The sequence below is a fragment of the Enterobacter sp. 01-M-02-SI-ECC genome (genome assembly GCF_047530595.1).
GTDB classification, from domain to species: Bacteria; Pseudomonadota; Gammaproteobacteria; order Enterobacterales; family Enterobacteriaceae; genus Enterobacter; species Enterobacter cloacae_M.
This window is the reverse complement of record NZ_JBLKCZ010000008.1, coordinates 129,912-146,239: the sequence shown is the minus strand read 5'-3', so window position 1 is coordinate 146,239 and position 16,328 is coordinate 129,912. Positions and strand designations below refer to the sequence as shown.

The window sequence follows — 16,328 nt, the reverse complement described above, 5'->3', positions numbered from 1 at the left end:
TCTAAAAAAATGAAAAAGTTAACTATTGGCTTAATTGGCAATCCTAATTCCGGCAAGACCACCCTTTTTAACCAGCTGACCGGCGCACGCCAGCGCGTGGGCAACTGGGCGGGCGTGACGGTTGAGCGTAAAGAGGGCCAGTTCACGACAACAGACAACCAGGTGACGCTGGTCGACCTTCCCGGCACATACTCCTTAACCACCATTTCGTCGCAAACCTCGCTCGATGAGCAGATTGCCTGCCACTATATTCTTGGCGGCGACGCGGACCTGCTGATCAACGTGGTCGACGCCTCCAATCTCGAGCGTAACCTTTATCTGACGCTGCAGCTGCTGGAGCTGGGGATCCCCTGCATTGTGGCGCTCAACATGCTCGACATTGCGGAGAAACAAAAGCTGCGTATCGACGTCGATGCCCTCTCCGCGCGCCTGGGTTGCCCGGTCGTTCCGCTGGTCTCGACGCGCGCTCGCGGTATTGATGCGCTGAAGCTGGCCATTGACCGTCACCAGGGCAATCATGACATTGAGCTGGTGCATTACGCGCAGCCTCTCCTGCGCGAAGCCAACGTGCTGGCGCAGGAAATGGACACCGGTATGCCAGCAAAACAGCGCCTGTGGCTTGGCCTGCAGATGCTGGAAGGGGATATCTACAGCCGCGCTTACGCCGGGCATGCGGCCGATAAGCTGGACGCCACGTTGGCCCGTCTTAGCGACGAGCTGGACGACCCGGCGCTGCACATCGCCGATGCACGTTACCAGGCCATCGCCTCGATTTGCGACGTTGTCAGCAACGCCCTGACGGCAGAGCCCAGCCGCTTTACGGCGGCGGTGGACAAGGTTGTGCTTAACCGCTTCCTCGGTTTGCCCATCTTCCTGCTGGTCATGTACGTGATGTTCCTGCTCGCCATTAACATCGGCGGCGCCCTCCAGCCCATTTTCGACGCCGGTTCCGTCGCGGTCTTCGTCCACGGAATTCAGTGGGTAGGGTATACCCTTCACTTCCCGGAATGGTTGACCATCTTCCTCGCGCAGGGGATCGGCGGCGGTATCAATACCGTTCTGCCGCTGGTGCCGCAGATCGGCATGATGTACCTGTTCCTCTCGTTCCTGGAAGATTCCGGCTACATGGCGCGCGCCGCGTTCGTGATGGATCGTCTGATGCAGGCGCTGGGTCTGCCGGGTAAATCCTTCGTCCCGCTGATTGTCGGCTTCGGCTGTAACGTGCCGTCGGTGATGGGAGCCCGCACCCTGGATGCGCCGCGTGAACGTCTGATGACCATCATGATGGCGCCATTTATGTCCTGCGGTGCCCGTCTGGCCATTTTTGCGGTCTTTGCCGCAGCCTTCTTTGGTCAGCAGGGCGCGCTGGCGGTCTTCTCGCTCTACGTGCTGGGCATCGTGATGGCGATCCTGACCGGTTTAATGCTGAAACACACCATCATGCGCGGTGAAGCGTCACCGTTCGTGATGGAGCTGCCGGTGTACCACGTCCCCCATCTGAAAAGCCTGGCGATCCAGACCTGGCAGCGCCTGAAAGGCTTCGTGCTGCGCGCCGGTAAGGTGATTGTCATCGTCAGCATTTTCCTGAGCGCCCTGAACAGCTTTACCCTCAGCGGACAGGCAGCGGATAACATTAACGACTCTGCCCTCGCCTCCGTCAGCCGCGTCATCACGCCGGTCTTCAAACCGATTGGCGTGCATGAAGATAACTGGCAGGCAACCGTCGGCCTGTTCACCGGCGCGATGGCAAAAGAGGTGGTTGTCGGTACCCTGAACACGCTCTACACCGCTGAGAACATTCAGGAGCAGGACTTTAATCCGGCAGAGTTTCATCTCGGTCATGAACTGCTGGGTGCCGTAGAGGAAACCTGGCAGAGCCTGAAGGACACCTTCAGCCTGAGCGTGCTGGCGAACCCGATTGAGGCCAGCAAAGGTGACGGCGAAATGGCGACGGGTGCCATGGGCGTGATGGGCGAGAAATTTGGCAGCGCGTCCGCGGCCTACAGCTACCTCATCTTTGTTCTGCTCTACATTCCGTGCATCTCCGTGATGGGAGCGATTGCCCGCGAGTCCAGCCGCGGCTGGATGGGCTTCTCCATCCTGTGGGGGTTAAACATTGCCTACTCGCTGGCGACGCTGTTTTATCAAATCGTTAACTTCAGCCAGCATCCGCGCTACAGCCTGGTCTGCATTCTCGCGGTTGTGCTGTTTAACGTGTTAGTGCTCGGCCTGCTGCGGCGTGCGCGCAGCCGCGTCGACATCGACCTGCTGGCAAACCGTAAAACCGCCGCAACCTGCTGCAGCAGCCCGGCGGGCGACTGTCACTAAGGAGCAACCTATGGCATCGTTGATTCAGGTTCGTGACCTGCTGGCACTGCAAGGGCGAATGCAGGCGAAACAGCTGAGCCTCAGCCTGCATACGCCGCAGCCGATGATCGATGCCATGCTGGAAAGACTGGAAGCCATGGGGAAAGCCGTACGGATTCAGGAAGACGCGGAGGGCTGTCTCTCCGGCAGCTGTAAAAGCTGTCCGGAAGGAAAGGCCTGCCTCAAGGAGTGGTGGGCGCTGCGTTAATAAAGCCGGGCATAGCTGCCCGGCTTTATCGTATTACTTGTAGACGTCCGCCGTTGCGCGCACGTTTTTGGTCTGCTTTTCAGCGCTGGTGACGACGTAGTACGTTCCGCCCAGCTCATCCGCTTTCTTCGACAGCTCTTTTCTAGCGTCCATCGGCGCGGTGGTGTCAGACGTAGAAATCTCACCAATTTTCGTCAAATTCATACCGGCAACTTTATCTTTTTCCAGCTCTTTTGCCGCAAAGACGCCAAATGACAGTGACCCAATAACCAGAGAAGTGACAATACCTGTAACAAGTTTCATAGCCTGACTCTCCATAGGATTGTTGTTTTGATTATCGTAGGCAGAACAACCGCAACGACATCTGGAGTATGGTTGCGGTGTGTTATTTTTTCCAGGAGGGATAGAAAATAATCAGTCGAAACGTTGACTTAACGCAATGAGCGCTGAACAAAATTCCGTCGGATGAGAGATAAACGGGGCATGCGCGGCCTTGGCAATAATCTGCGATTCGCTGTCCGGCCAGAGCGAATCCAGCAGCGGAACCACTTTGCGCGGCACAATCCCGTCGAGATAACCGTAGATACGCAGGTGCGGCACCGTCAGAGCTGCCAGCGGTTCGCGCAGGTCAACCGTTTTCAGGAGCTCAAGACCGCCGTTAAGCACCTCAACCTCCGGCATCGGCAGCGAAAGCACGGTCTGCTTCAGCGTACGGGCATCCTGACGCGCGGTTTCAGTACCCATTGTCTGCAATGCCAGGAACCGCTCTACGGTCCGCTGGAAATCTTCACTCAGCTGCTGCTGGAAGCCCGCCAGCACGTCAGGCTTGATCCCCGGCCACTCTTCCTGCGCGCTAAAACAGGGCGATGACGCCACCGTCACCAGCGCTTTTACGCGGTCAGGGTGCGACAGCGCAATCTGGCTCGCCACCAGCCCGCCCAGGCTCCAGCCCAGCCAGACCGCGTTTTGCGGCGCAGCGTCCAGAACCTGCTGCGCCATCTCATCAAGCGACAACGCGCCATACCCGCGGCTGCGGCCAAAGCCGGGTAAGTCCACCAGATGCAGCGTGAAATGCGAGGCAAGTTCCTCACGTATGCAATGCCATATCTCCGCGTTCAGTCCCCATCCGTGCAGCAGCACAAGATGGCAATTTCCTGTCCCTACGGTCTGCCACCACAGCGTCTTCATCAGTTACTGTTCTCTTTTTTCACATGGAGGTTGCACATGCTAACAGTACCCGGCTTGTGCTGGCTATGCCAAATGCCGCTGGCGCTCAGCGGGTGGGGCGTATGCTCCGTCTGCACGCGATCGCTGCAATGGCGTATCGGGATCTGTCCACAATGTGGTTTACCGGCCACAAACCCCTCGTTGCCCTGTGGCCGCTGCCTGAAAAAATCCCCGCCGTGGAGCGCGCTGGTGGCCGTGGATGATTATGTCCCCCCGCTGAGCAGACTGGTTCATGCGCTGAAGTTTTCCGGGCAGAGCTCGCTGGCACAGCCCCTTGCCCGGCTGCTGTTGCTGGCGGTTCTGCAAGCGCGACGTCACCGGGCATTGCCTAAAATTGACATGGTGGTGAATGTTCCCTTATACCGGCGTCGGCACTGGCGGCGCGGCTATAACCAGAGTGACCTGATCTGCCGTCCCCTCGCGCGGTCGCTCGGCTGCCGGTATGAGGCCCACGCGCTGACACGCGTTCATGCCACCGCCATCCAGCATCAGCTCAGCGCCCGGCTTCGCAAAAGAAACCTCAAAAATGCCTTTCGCCTTGAATTGCCGGTCGACGGTCTCCATATCGCGATTGTGGATGATGTCGTCACCACGGGCAGTACCGTTGCTGAACTTTCCCGACTGCTTTTGCGAAGCGGCGCCGCGTCGGTTCAGGTATGGTGTCTGTGCCGTACCTTGTAGCCCTTCTTCAATGGGCGTATGATTATACCCAGGTAATTTAGTCAACTATTAGGCCAAAGCTATGATCCGTATTTCCGATTCTGCACAAGCGCACTTTGCCAAACTGCTGGCAAATCAGGAAGAAGGGACGCAGATCCGCGTGTTTGTGATTAATCCAGGCACTCCGAATGCAGAATGTGGTGTTTCTTATTGTCCTCCGGACGCTGTGGAAGCTACTGACACTGCCCTTAAGTTTGAACAGCTCACCGCCTACGTTGATGAGCTGAGCGCACCGTATCTTGAAGATGCGGAGATCGACTTCGTCACCGATCAGCTGGGTTCTCAGCTGACACTGAAGGCGCCGAACGCGAAAATGCGTAAAGTGTCTGACGAAGCCCCTCTGATGGAGCGCGTTGAGTATCTGCTGCAATCCCAGATCAACCCACAGCTGGCGGGCCACGGCGGCCGTGTTTCCCTGATGGAAATCACCGACGAAGGTTTTGCCATCCTGCAGTTTGGCGGCGGTTGTAACGGTTGTTCAATGGTCGATGTCACCCTGAAAGAAGGGATCGAGAAGCAGCTGCTGAACGAGTTCCCGGAACTGAAAGGCGTGCGTGACCTGACCGAACACCAGCGCGGCGAGCACTCTTACTACTGATTCATTGCCCATCTGTATTGCCCGGTGGCGCTGCGCTTACCGGGCCTACAAAACCCTGCTCCCCCTCTTCGCTCCCCTCTATATGTTGACCTGCGTCTCATAATTCACATTTTGCCTGCCAGGGTGATTCTCAATCACGTCATGTTACCCGTATCATTCTCATGGGCACTAAGCACACCCATAACAGCCGACTAAACTTAATCGTTTAAAAGGCATCAGTATTAGTGCCGTTACTTCTCTGTTCCCAGTTGGGACAATCGGAATTTGTCGTTGAAACAATGACGTTACCCATAACAATTCAAAGGCCAGGTAAATCATGCCATTAGTCATCGTTGCTATCGGTGTTGTGTTATTACTGCTCTTGATGATCCGTTTCAAAATGAACGGATTTATCGCTCTGGTTCTGGTGGCACTTGCAGTCGGTCTGATGCAAGGGATGCCGCTGGTGAAAGTTATCAGCTCGATTAAAGCCGGTGTCGGCGGCACGCTCGGCAGCCTGGCATTGATCATGGGCTTCGGCGCCATGCTCGGCAAAATGCTGGCAGACTGCGGGGGCGCGCAGCGTATTGCCACCACGCTTATCGACAAATTCGGTAAGAAGAACATTCAGTGGGCAGTAGTGTTAACCGGCTTTACCGTTGGTTTCGCGCTGTTCTATGAAGTGGGCTTCGTATTGATGCTGCCGCTGGTGTTCACCATTGCGGCTGCCGCGAGCATCCCGCTGCTCTATGTCGGCGTGCCAATGGCTGCGGCGCTGTCCGTGACCCACGGCTTCCTGCCGCCGCACCCGGGTCCAACCGCTATCGCGACCATCTTCCACGCGGATATGGGTAAAACTCTGCTGTTCGGTACGATTCTGGCGATCCCGACGGTGATTCTGGCCGGCCCGGTTTATGCCCGCTTCCTGAAAGGCATTGATAAGCCGATTCCGGAAGGTCTGTACAGCGCCAAAACCTTCACCGAAGAAGAGATGCCGGGCTTTGGCGTCAGCGTCTGGACCTCCCTGGTACCGGTGATCCTGATGGCGATGCGCGCCGTGGCAGAGATGATCCTGCCTAAAGGTCATGCGTTCCTGTCCGTGGCGGAATTCCTGGGTGACCCGGTGATGGCAACGCTGATTGCCGTGCTGATCGCGATGTTCACCTTCGGCCTGAACCGCGGCCGTTCAATGGATCAGATCAACGATACGCTGACCTCTTCCATCAAAATCATTGCCATGATGCTCCTGATCATCGGCGGTGGCGGTGCATTCAAGCAGGTTCTGGTCGACAGCGGCGTGGACAAATACATCGCCGCCATGATGCATGAAACCAACGTATCGCCGCTCCTGATGGCCTGGTCTATTGCCGCGGTTCTGCGTATTGCGCTGGGTTCAGCGACCGTTGCGGCGATCACCGCAGGCGGTATCGTTGCCCCGCTGATTGCGACCACGGGCGTCAGCCCTGAGCTGATGGTTATCGCCGTCGGTTCCGGTAGCGTGATTTTCTCTCACGTTAACGATCCGGGCTTCTGGCTGTTCAAGGAGTACTTCAACCTGACTATCGGTGAAACCATCAAGTCCTGGTCCGCGCTGGAAACCATTATTTCGGTGTGCGGTCTGGTCGGGGTGCTGCTGTTGAATATGGTGGTCTGATGTAAAAAAGCCGGGTGACGCTGACGCTTACCCGGCCTATATTCTATTCCCTCTCCCTCTGGGAGAGGGTTAGGGTGAGGGTAGAATTACTACTTCTTGCCCACCGCCCTTCTGCGCTTATCCAAATCCTTGATCAGCCTGTTCACCCCGTCATCGGCAAACATCGCCTCAAGCGTGGTGGACAGCTTTCGACGCCAGTTCTTGTACTGATAGCTGGTGCCTGGGATGTTCACCGGCTCCGCCATATCAATCCAGTCTTCCGGCTGCAGCCCCAGCAGCGCGCTGTTGCTGTCGGCAATATAGCGCTGCAAACCACGGTTGAGGGTCGCGGTCATCGACATCAATGACGCCTTATGTCCGGCACGTTTCGGCAGACAGCCCTGCTTGTGCAGCGCATCCAGCAGCCCCTGCTTAGAGAGCTCGCGATCCTGATACAGGCCGCGCAAAACCTCTTCATCAGGATACAGACCCAGCGTTTTACCGAGCGTCAGATCGCCGCTTTCCCAATAGCCACGAAGCGTAGGAAGGTCATGCGTCGTCGCGACTGCCATTGACTGTTCAGGGTACGCTTTCGGCGCGCGGAAGGTTTTCTCATGGTCGTTTTCAAAATAGAGCACTTTATAGGAGTAGACGCCGCTGTCGCGGAGCTTGCTGACAATTTCCACCGGCACGGTACCGAGATCTTCACCGATCACCATGCACTGATGGCGCTTGCTTTCCAGCGCGAGGATCGACAGCAGATCGTCAACCGGATACTGCACGTACGCGCCGTGATCGGCCGTTTCACCGTACGGGATCCACCACAGACGCAGCACGGACATCACATGGTCGATACGCAGCGCCCCGCAGTTCTGCATGTTGGCGCGCAGCAGGTCGATAAATGGCTCGTAGGCGCGCGCCGCCATGACGTGCGGATCCATCGGCGGCAATCCCCAGTTCTGGCCGAGCGGGCCAAGGATATCCGGTGGCGCGCCGACGGAGGCTTTCAGACAGTAAAGCTCGCGGTCGCACCAGGTTTCCGCGCCGCCTTCCGCCACGCCCACGGCCAGATCGCGATACAGGCCGATCGGCATCTTATAGCCCTGGCTCACCTGCCAGCAGGCGGCAAACTGGCTGTACGCCAGCCACTGCAGCCACAGGTAGAAGTCCACTTCATCGGCATATTTTTTACAGAACGCTTTTACTTCAGGCGTGTCGACGGACTGATACGCTTCCGGCCAGACCGGCCAGCCCCAGCGCATTTCGTCCTCTTTCACCTGATACGCGTGCAGCGCATCAAACGCCGCCTGCCAGTACAGGCTCTCGCCCTCCTGCGTTACAAACTGGCGGAACGCGGCCATCTGCTCGTCATCACGCTGCGAAAAGCCTTTCCACGCCAGACGCAGCGCGGCCATTTTCAGCGCCGTGACGGTGGAATAGTCCACCCAGTCCGCGTCGCGCGCCTGCTTCAGTGCCTGCTGCGTGGTGCTGAGTTTCCACCACGCCTGCGCCTCTTTGCTGTTTTTGAAGTCATCTAACGCGTTAACGTCGATATAAATCACGTTCAGCCAGCGGCGGGACGACGGGCTATACGGGCTGGCGCTCTCCGGGTTGGCCGGATAGAGCGCGTGGATCGGGTTGAGCCCGATAAACGCGCCGCCGCGCTCGCCTACATCCACCAGCATCTTTTTCAGATCGCCAAAGTCACCGATGCCCCAGTTACTGTCGGAGCGCAGGGTGTAGAGCTGCACGCAGGCGCCCCACAGCTTTTTGCCTTCGAGCAGCGCCTGCGGCTCGTAGCAGCGTTTTGGCGCGACGATCACCCGGCAGTGGAAACGCAGGTCATCCTGGGTGAGCGTGAGGGTGTGATACCCCTCCGGCAGCTTCGCCGGAAGGTTTAACGTTTTGCCGCCGGTGGCGTGGCCTTTATGCTGATGCCCCTCTTCGGTGGTAAGCAGCCAGCTAAACTCGCCGCGCCCCTCCACCGCCAGCGGCATCTTTTTGCCTGCGGTGAACACCTTCACGTTCGGCACCGGCGCAACCGACGCTTTCGCGTCGGCTTTGTGCATGGCATCAAGCAAACGTCTTTTGGTGTCGGCGCCAATAGACTGCGGTTTGCCGTGCGCATTAATGTAACTGAGGCTGATCCCCGCCGCCTGCGCGGCGCTGTCCAGACGTTTACTCTCCATCGCGCTTCCTTAGCGTTTTGCCTGCCAGATACGGGCCTGATAATCACGGATTGAACGGTCAGAGCTGAACATACCGCAGCGGGCAGTGTTCAGAATGCACGCGCGGGTCCAGGCCTCCTGGTCGCGATACAGCACGTCGACCTGCTTTTGCGCTTCAACGTAGGCCGTGAAGTCCGCCATCACCAGATACGGGTCACCGCCGTGTTTGTCCATGCTGTGCAGCATCTGGTCAAACGCGTGCTTGTCGCCGTCGCTGTATTTACCGCTTTCCAGCTCCTTCAGCACCGCGTCGAGCACCTTGTCTTTCTTACGCCATTTCACCGGGTCATAGCCTTTAGCCTTGATGGCTTTCACCTCTTCCACGGTGTGGCCGAAGATAAAGATGTTCTCTTCACCCACCTTCTCGGCGATTTCGACGTTGGCCCCGTCGAGCGTACCGACGGTCAGCGCGCCGTTCAACGCCAGCTTCATGTTGCCGGTACCGGATGCTTCTTTACCTGCGGTAGAGATCTGCTCGGAAATATCCGCCGCCGGGATCAGCATTTCAGCCGCCGAGACGCAGTAGTCCGGCAGGAACACCACCTTCAGCTTGTCGCCCACTTTCGGATCGCTGTTGATCGCCGCCGCCACTTTATTGATGGCGAGGATAATGTTTTTCGCCAGGTAGTAGCCCGGCGCCGCTTTCGCACCGAACAGGAACACGCGCGGCACGCGGTCGGCCTGCGGGTTCTCGCGGATCTCTTTGTACAGCGCCAGAATGTGCAGCAGGTTCAGGTGCTGACGTTTGTACTCGTGCAGACGTTTGATCTGAATGTCGAAAATGGCATTCGGGTTGATCTCAATCCCGGTACGCATTTTCACGAACTCAGCCAGGCGAACCTTGTTCTCCAGCTTGATCGCGCGGTACTGCTCGCGGAATTTCGCGTCGTCAGCCTGTTTTTCCAGGTTGATGAGCTGGTCCAGATCGTTGGCCCACTCTTTCTTCAGGGTCTTATCCAGCAGACCGGCCAGCAGCGGGTTGCACTGCTTGATCCAGCGACGCGGCGTGATGCCGTTGGTCACGTTGTGGAATTTGGTCGGCCACAGCTGGTGGTATTCCGGGAAGAGATCTTTGACCACCAGATCCGAGTGCAGCGCCGCCACGCCGTTCACCGCAAAGCCGCTGACCACGCACATGTTCGCCATGCGCACCTGCTTATCGTGAACCACCGCCAGCTTCGCCCAGACCGCTTTGCTGCCTGGCCAGGTTTTATCCACCAGGATTTTAAACTGGTCGTTAATCTTGTTGATGATCTGCATGTGGCGCGGCAGCAGCGTTTTCACCAGCTTCTCATCCCAGCACTCGAGCGCCTCTGGCATCAGAGTGTGGTTGGTGTAGGCAAAGGTACGGCTGGTGATGGCCCAGGCGTCGTCCCAGCTCAGCTGATGCTCGTCGATCAGCACGCGCAGCAGTTCCGGGATCGCAATGGTCGGGTGCGTGTCATTGAGCTGAATCACTTCGAAGTCCGGCAGCTGCGCCAGCTTGCGGCCCGCCAGGTGATGGCGACGCAGAATGTCCGCCACGGAGCAGGCGCACTGGAAGTACTGTTGCATCAGGCGCAGCTTTTTACCGGCCAGGTGGTTGTCGTTCGGGTAGAGGACTTTGGTCAGCTTCTCGGCGTCGATGCCCTGCTGCTCGGCGCGCAGGAAATCGCCGTCGTTAAATTTGGTCAGGTTAAACGGATGCGCGTGCTTCGCCTGCCACAGACGCAGCGGCTGCGCCACGCCGTTACGATAGCCGAGCACCGGCAGATCCCAGGCTTCACCGGTAATGGTGAACGCCGGTTCCCAGAGCCCCTGCTTTGTCACTTTCCCGCCAATGCCGACCTGCACATCCAGCTGCGCGTTGTGGCGGAACCACGGATAGGTATTGCGATGCCAGTCGTCCGGCGCTTCCATCTGATGGCCATCGGCAAACGACTGACGGAACAGGCCGTACTGGTAGTTCAGACCATAGCCGATCGCCGACTGGCCGACGGTCGCCATGGAGTCAAGGAAACAGGCTGCCAGGCGGCCCAGGCCGCCGTTGCCCAGCGCCGGGTCAATCTCTTCTTCGAGCAGGTCGGTCAGGTTAATGTCGTGTTCTTTGAGGACGTCACCGACGTCCTGATACCAGCCAAGGTTCAACAGGTTGTTGCCCGTCAGACGGCCAATCAGGAATTCCATAGAGATATAGTTCACGTGACGCTGGCCTTTAACAGGCTTCGCCACCGGTTGAGCATCCAGCTGCTCTGCGAGCGCACCGCTCACGGCCTGCCACCACTGGTGAGGCGTCATCTCGTTTGCAGCATGAAGGCCAAAACGCTGCCACTGACGCGTCAGGGCAGCCTGGAATTGAGCTTTGTTGAAGGTAGGCTGTGACATAGGGGATCGGCATCCTTTAGAAAGAAAACACAAGTTGGCGCTAGTGTGCCTGGCTCATTTCCCCTCTTCCTCCTCCTGTGGGGGATTAGACAGGGAGGAGTAGCGGGGATGAGCATAAAAGTGTGATCGAGGCCACTCTCAGAGCATAGTTCGAGTGTGCCCGGAAGATAAAAAAGTAATCGGGGAGAATGTCAAAGAAATGAAATGCAGTTTCGGGTGAGATTAATCCGTTCTGAAATGATTACTTACGTAGAATAATAATTTAGTCATCGGGTTACATCTCCGGAGACTATTACTCTCACTCAACTTTACCCGCACTTTATTAAATTTGACGTCACTATACCTTTCTGAAACCAGTTTCAGCGCAGCGGCAATGTATACAGACAAGCCAGCAGTGACGCGGCGTTACGGCCCTTTCGAGAAAGTTCCAACATTTGCCTGAATGTTTTGTGACAGAGTGCAAATTCAGAACCACAAAACCCAGACATAACTTGCAATAGTTCTCTTTCTGTTCGACCTTATATCGTATTAATTACGAAGCGCAAAAAAAATAAAATCTCTCGTTCCCCACAGTGAAGTGAAACCTATGTTGATTCCGTCTAAATTAAGTCGCCCGGTTCGTCTTGACCATACAGTGGTCCGCGAGCGTCTGTTGGCTAAACTTTCCGGCGCGCATAATTTCCGACTGGCGCTGGTTACGAGCCCTGCAGGCTATGGAAAAACAACGCTCATTTCGCAATGGGCCGCGGGTAAAAGCGATCTTGGCTGGTACTCCCTCGACGAGGGTGATAACCAGCAGGAGCGTTTTGCCAGCTATCTGATTGCCGCCATACAGCAAGCCACCCATGGACACTGCGTCGCCAGTGAGGTGATGGTGCAAAAGCGCCAGTACGCCAGCCTGTCCTCCCTTTTCTCTCAGCTGTTTATCGAACTGGCCGAATGGCATCGCCCGCTTTACGTGGTGATCGACGATTACCATCTCATCACGAATCCGGTGATTCATGAATCGATGCGTTTCTTCCTGCGCCATCAGCCGGAAAACCTGACTTTAGTGGTGCTGTCACGCAACCTGCCGCAGCTGGGCATTGCCAACCTGCGCGTGCGCGATCAGCTTCTGGAAGTGGGCAGCCAGCAGCTGGCCTTTACCCACCAGGAAGCGAAACAGTTCTTTGACTGCCGCCTGACATCACCGATTGAGGCCGCCGAAAGCAGCCGTCTGTGTGATGACGTTGCCGGCTGGGCCACGGCGCTGCAGCTTATCGCGCTCTCTGCCCGACAAAACAACAGTCCGGCGCATCAGTCTGCGCGGCGTCTGGCGGGCATCAACGCCAGTCACCTTTCTGACTACCTGGTGGATGAGGTGCTGGACAGCGTCGATCCCTCGACGCGTAATTTCCTGCTGAAAAGCTCTCTGCTGCGCTCCATGAACGATGCGCTCATCGTGCGCGTGACGGGGTGTGAAAACGGTCAGCTGCAGCTCGAAGAGATTGAACGTCAGGGCCTTTTCCTGACGCGCATGGACGATCCCGGCGAGTGGTTTAGCTATCATCCGCTGTTTGGTAGCTTCCTGCGCCAGCGCTGTCAGTGGGAACTGGCGGTTGAACTGCCGGAGATCCACCGCGCCGCTGCCGAAAGCTGGATGGCGCAAGGCTTCCCGAGCGAGGCCATCCACCACGCGCTGGCCGCCGGTGATGCCAGCATGCTGCGCGATATCCTCCTCAATCATGCGTGGGGCCTGTTTAACCACAGCGAGCTGACGCTGCTGGAAGAGTCTCTCAAAGCCCTGCCGTGGGAAAGCCTGCTGGAGAACCCGCGTCTGGTGCTGCTGCAGGCCTGGCTGATGCAGAGCCAGCACCGCTACAGCGAAGTGAACACCCTGCTGGCGCGCGCCGAGCAGGAGATGGAAAGCGAGATGGATACCACCCTGCACGGCGAGTTCAACGCGCTGCGCGCTCAGGTGGCCATTAACGACGGCGACCCGGACGAAGCTGAACGGCTGGCGATGGTCGCGCTGGATGAACTGCCGCTGGCCAACTTCTACAGCCGCATCGTTGCGACCTCCGTCCACGGCGAAGTGCTGCACTGCAAAGGCGATCTCACGCGCTCGCTTTCACTGATGCAGCAAACCGAACAGATGGCGCGTCGTCATGATGTCTGGCACTACGCGCTGTGGAGCCTGATCCAGCAGAGCGAGATTTTATTCGCGCAGGGGTTCCTGCAGGCCGCCTGGGAAAACCAGGAGAAAGCGTTCCAGCTGATTCGCGAGCAGCATCTGGAACAGCTGCCGATGCACGAGTTCCTGTTGCGTATTCGCGCTCAGCTGCTGTGGGCCTGGTCGCGTCTGGATGAAGCGGAAAGCTGCGCCCGCCAGGGTGTGGATGTCCTTTCCAGCTTCCAGCCTCAGCAGCAGCTGCAGTGCCTGGCGCTGCTGGTGCAATGCTCGCTGGCGCGCGGCGATCTCGATAACGCCCGCAACCATCTGAACCGCCTGGAGAACCTGCTCGGCAACGGTCAGTATCATAGCGACTGGGTGTCAAACGCCGACAAGGTCCGGGTGATTTACTGGCAGATGACCGGCGATAAAAAATCTGCCGCCAACTGGCTGCGCCAGACGCCAAAACCGGAATTTGCCAACAACCACTTCCTGCAGAGCCAGTGGCGCAACATTGCCCGCGCGCAGATCCTGCTCGGTGAATTAGAGCCCGCTGAGATTGTGCTGGAGGAGCTGAACGAGAACGCGCGCAGCCTGCGTCTGATGAGCGACCTGAACCGTAACCTGCTGCTGCTGAACCAGCTTTACTGGCAGGCGGGTCGTAAAAACGATGCCCAGCGCGTGCTGCTGGAAGCGCTGCAGCTGGCTAACCGCACCGGGTTTATCAGCCACTTTGTGATTGAAGGTGAAGTGATGGCGCAGCAGCTGCGTCAGCTTATTCAGCTCAACACGCTGCCGGAACTGGATCAGCATCGCGCCCAGCGCATTCTGCGCGAGATTAACCAGCATCATCGGCACAAGTTCGCGCATTTCGATGAGAACTTTGTTGAACGTCTGCTGAACCACCCGGAAGTGCCGGAGCTTATCCGCACCAGCCCGCTCACCCAGCGCGAATGGCAGGTTCTGGGGCTGATTTATTCAGGCTACAGCAACGAGCAGATTGCCGGCGAGCTGGCGGTGGCGGCGACCACCATCAAAACGCATATCCGCAATCTGTATCAGAAGCTGGGCGTGGCGCATCGTCAGGATGCGGTACAGCATGCGCAGCAGCTGTTGAAGATGATGGGGTATGGCGTTTAGGTTTTGTGCGGCCTGATGCCCTCACCCGGGCCCTCTCCCACAGGGAGAGGGAGAAAGTTTTGTAGGTCGGGTGAGCGCAGCGCCACCCGACACAAGTCCTAGCACAATTCCAGCTGCAAATTATTATCTTTAATCACCTGCATCACGCCCGCTGGCGGCATCACGTCGGTGTAGACCGCATCCACCATGCTGATGCTGCCCATGTTCACCATCGCATTTCGGCCAAACTTCGAATGGTCTACCACCAGCATCACGTGGCGTGAGTTCTCAATAATCGCGCGCTTGGTGCGCACCTCGTGATAATCAAACTCCAGCAGCGAGCCGTCGCTGTCGATGCCGCTGATCCCGAGAATGCCGAAGTCGAGGCGGAACTGAGAGATAAAATCGAGGGTCGCTTCGCCGATAATCCCGCCGTCGCGGCTGCGCAGTTCGCCGCCCGCGAGGATGATGCGGAAGTCATCTTTCTGCATCAGGGTATTGGCCACGTTCAGGTTGTTGGTGACCACGCGCAGGTTCTCGTGATCCAGCAGCGCATGGGCGACCGCTTCCGGCGTCGTGCCGATATCAATAAACAGCGTCGCGCCGTTCGGGATCTGGCTGGCGACCTTGCGGGCAATGCGCTCTTTCTCTGCCGTCTGCGTGGCTTTACGGTCGTGCCAGGAGGTATTGACCGAACTGGACGGCAGCGCCGCGCCGCCGTGGTGGCGAAGAATGCGGTTCTGATCGGCCAGGTCGTTCAGGTCACGACGAATGGTTTGTGGGCTGACGGCAAACTGCTCCACCAGCTCTTCGGTGCTGACGTATCCCTGTTTTTTTACCAGTTCGATAATAGCGTCATGACGTTGTGTTTGTTTCATCAATTATCCCTGAGAATTATGTTCGTTTTCGCGCATGGAGCGTGTCGGCAAAGGCCATCGCCAGCCCCACGACCAGCCCGGCAACGTGTGCACCGTTGGCGATAGACATACCAAACAGATCAAACCACCCGGCAATTAGCCATATTAACGCAAAGGTTATTAATCCGCGCTGCAGATAAATGCCGCTTTCCGGATCGCGCTCCCCGCGAAGCCAGACATAGCCCATCAGGGCATACACGACGCCCGACAGCCCGCCGAACCACGGCCCGCTGAACTTGTGCTGCACATAGCCGCTGAGCAGGGCGCTGATAAGGGTGATAACGATCAGCTTGCCGCTGCCCAGACGCTTTTCAACGGCGCCGCCGAGATACCACCACCAGAGCAGGTTGAAGAGGATATGCATCACCGAGAAGTGCATCAGCGCGTGGCTAAAGTAGCGCCAGACGTCAAACTCAAGAGACGGGTCATAGGGCCAGGCCAGAGCAATCATCACGCTCTGGTCGCCCACCACGTTCATGATAATGAAGACGATAATGCAGGCCGCCATCAGCAGCAGCGTAAACGGGCCGGCGCGCTCGCGGATGGTGGCGAGGAAGGGAAAACGGCTGTAGTGCAATCCGCTGTCGGTCTGCCCGGACTGCCAGCTGGCCGCCAGATAGCGCGGGTCGCCGGGGTTCTCAAGAAAACGCGCCAGCTCTTCGTTTACGTGCGCGGCCTGGCTCTCGTCGGCCAGCCAGACGTCGGTCTGGTTATGTTGCTGAATGGTCAGAATAACGCCCTGCGTCGCCATATAGTCGACAAACGCCTGGGCGACGCGCGGGTTGGTAAAAGAGGTGATCATCAACATGGGCAGCG

Annotated in this window: 12 protein-coding genes; 6 read left to right on the top strand and 6 right to left on the bottom strand. The window is 57.7% G+C overall.

All coding sequences use genetic code 11. The features are described from left to right. The first annotated feature begins 9 nt into the window (after positions 1–9). Positions 10–2,328, top strand: coding sequence for a Fe(2+) transporter permease subunit FeoB (feoB, locus tag ACMWLG_RS13055; protein ID WP_045403359.1), 2,319 nt, complete (start codon positions 10–12; stop codon positions 2,326–2,328). A 10-nt stretch (positions 2,329–2,338) separates the two neighbouring features. Then, a complete protein-coding gene (gene feoC / locus ACMWLG_RS13050) occupies positions 2,339–2,575 on the top strand; it encodes a [Fe-S]-dependent transcriptional repressor FeoC (protein ID WP_045403358.1) in 237 nt (78 codons plus the stop codon). Between the two features lie 33 nt (positions 2,576–2,608). On the opposite strand, the gene ACMWLG_RS13045 is transcribed toward feoC, so the two are convergent. Beyond that, the gene (locus ACMWLG_RS13045) at positions 2,609–2,878 is read right to left on the bottom strand and encodes a YdgH/BhsA/McbA-like domain containing protein (RefSeq protein ID WP_023309499.1); all 270 of its coding nucleotides are present in this window, start codon (positions 2,876–2,878) and stop codon (positions 2,609–2,611) included. 111 nt (positions 2,879–2,989) lie between these two features. Next, complete coding sequence (gene bioH, locus ACMWLG_RS13040) at positions 2,990–3,763, bottom strand: pimeloyl-ACP methyl ester esterase BioH (RefSeq protein ID WP_045403356.1); 774 nt, start codon at positions 3,761–3,763, stop codon at positions 2,990–2,992. A 36-nt stretch (positions 3,764–3,799) separates the two neighbouring features. On the opposite strand from bioH, the gene gntX reads away from it, so the two are divergent. The 3 genes from gntX to gntT all read left to right on the top strand — a co-directional run bounded on the left by gntX (position 3,800) and on the right by gntT (position 6,753). Then, a complete protein-coding gene (gene gntX / locus ACMWLG_RS13035) occupies positions 3,800–4,483 on the top strand; it encodes a DNA utilization protein GntX (protein WP_045403355.1) in 684 nt (227 codons plus the stop codon). Between the two features lie 61 nt (positions 4,484–4,544). Next, a complete protein-coding gene (gene nfuA / locus ACMWLG_RS13030) occupies positions 4,545–5,120 on the top strand; it encodes a Fe-S biogenesis protein NfuA (RefSeq protein WP_045403352.1) in 576 nt (191 codons plus the stop codon). A 316-nt stretch (positions 5,121–5,436) separates the two neighbouring features. Next, on the top strand, positions 5,437–6,753 hold the full coding sequence (gene gntT, locus ACMWLG_RS13025; protein ID WP_024907902.1) for a gluconate transporter: 1,317 nt from the start codon (positions 5,437–5,439) through the stop codon (positions 6,751–6,753). 89 nt (positions 6,754–6,842) lie between these two features. Here the strand turns inward: gntT and malQ are convergent, their stop codons facing one another. Together malQ and malP are read right to left on the bottom strand one after the other, a co-directional pair. Continuing rightward, positions 6,843–8,921, bottom strand: a complete 2,079-nt coding sequence (gene malQ, locus ACMWLG_RS13020; protein WP_045403350.1) for a 4-alpha-glucanotransferase — start codon at positions 8,919–8,921, stop codon at positions 6,843–6,845. A 9-nt stretch (positions 8,922–8,930) separates the two neighbouring features. Beyond that, the gene (malP, locus tag ACMWLG_RS13015) at positions 8,931–11,324 is read right to left on the bottom strand and encodes a maltodextrin phosphorylase (protein WP_045403348.1); all 2,394 of its coding nucleotides are present in this window, start codon (positions 11,322–11,324) and stop codon (positions 8,931–8,933) included. 586 nt (positions 11,325–11,910) lie between these two features. Between malP and malT the strand changes: the two genes are divergently transcribed. Further along, positions 11,911–14,616 carry an HTH-type transcriptional regulator MalT gene (malT, locus tag ACMWLG_RS13010; protein ID WP_029742188.1) on the top strand — a complete coding sequence of 902 codons (2,706 nt, stop codon included), beginning with the start codon at positions 11,911–11,913 and terminating at the stop codon, positions 14,614–14,616. Between the two features lie 98 nt (positions 14,617–14,714). Here the strand turns inward: malT and ACMWLG_RS13005 are convergent, their stop codons facing one another. After that, positions 14,715–15,473, bottom strand: a complete 759-nt coding sequence (locus ACMWLG_RS13005; RefSeq protein WP_008503060.1) for a DeoR/GlpR family transcriptional regulator — start codon at positions 15,471–15,473, stop codon at positions 14,715–14,717. 16 nt (positions 15,474–15,489) lie between these two features. Then, entirely contained in the window at positions 15,490–16,320 is an 831-nt protein-coding gene (gene glpG, locus ACMWLG_RS13000; RefSeq protein ID WP_045403342.1) for a rhomboid family intramembrane serine protease GlpG, read from the bottom strand. Positions 16,321–16,328: the final 8 nt, after the last annotated feature.

Coding starts and splice junctions, on each gene's coding strand:
- feoB (WP_045403359.1), top strand. CDS start 10: ATGAAAAAGTTAACTATTGGCTTAATTGGCAATCCTAATTCCGGCAAG.
- feoC (WP_045403358.1), top strand. CDS start 2,339: ATGGCATCGTTGATTCAGGTTCGTGACCTGCTGGCACTGCAAGGGCGA.
- ACMWLG_RS13045 (WP_023309499.1), bottom strand. CDS start 2,878: ATGAAACTTGTTACAGGTATTGTCACTTCTCTGGTTATTGGGTCACTG.
- bioH (WP_045403356.1), bottom strand. CDS start 3,763: ATGAAGACGCTGTGGTGGCAGACCGTAGGGACAGGAAATTGCCATCTT.
- gntX (WP_045403355.1), top strand. CDS start 3,800: ATGCTAACAGTACCCGGCTTGTGCTGGCTATGCCAAATGCCGCTGGCG.
- nfuA (WP_045403352.1), top strand. CDS start 4,545: ATGATCCGTATTTCCGATTCTGCACAAGCGCACTTTGCCAAACTGCTG.
- gntT (WP_024907902.1), top strand. CDS start 5,437: ATGCCATTAGTCATCGTTGCTATCGGTGTTGTGTTATTACTGCTCTTG.
- malQ (WP_045403350.1), bottom strand. CDS start 8,921: ATGGAGAGTAAACGTCTGGACAGCGCCGCGCAGGCGGCGGGGATCAGC.
- malP (WP_045403348.1), bottom strand. CDS start 11,324: ATGTCACAGCCTACCTTCAACAAAGCTCAATTCCAGGCTGCCCTGACG.
- malT (WP_029742188.1), top strand. CDS start 11,911: ATGTTGATTCCGTCTAAATTAAGTCGCCCGGTTCGTCTTGACCATACA.
- ACMWLG_RS13005 (WP_008503060.1), bottom strand. CDS start 15,473: ATGAAACAAACACAACGTCATGACGCTATTATCGAACTGGTAAAAAAA.
- glpG (WP_045403342.1), bottom strand. CDS start 16,320: ATGTTGATGATCACCTCTTTTACCAACCCGCGCGTCGCCCAGGCGTTT.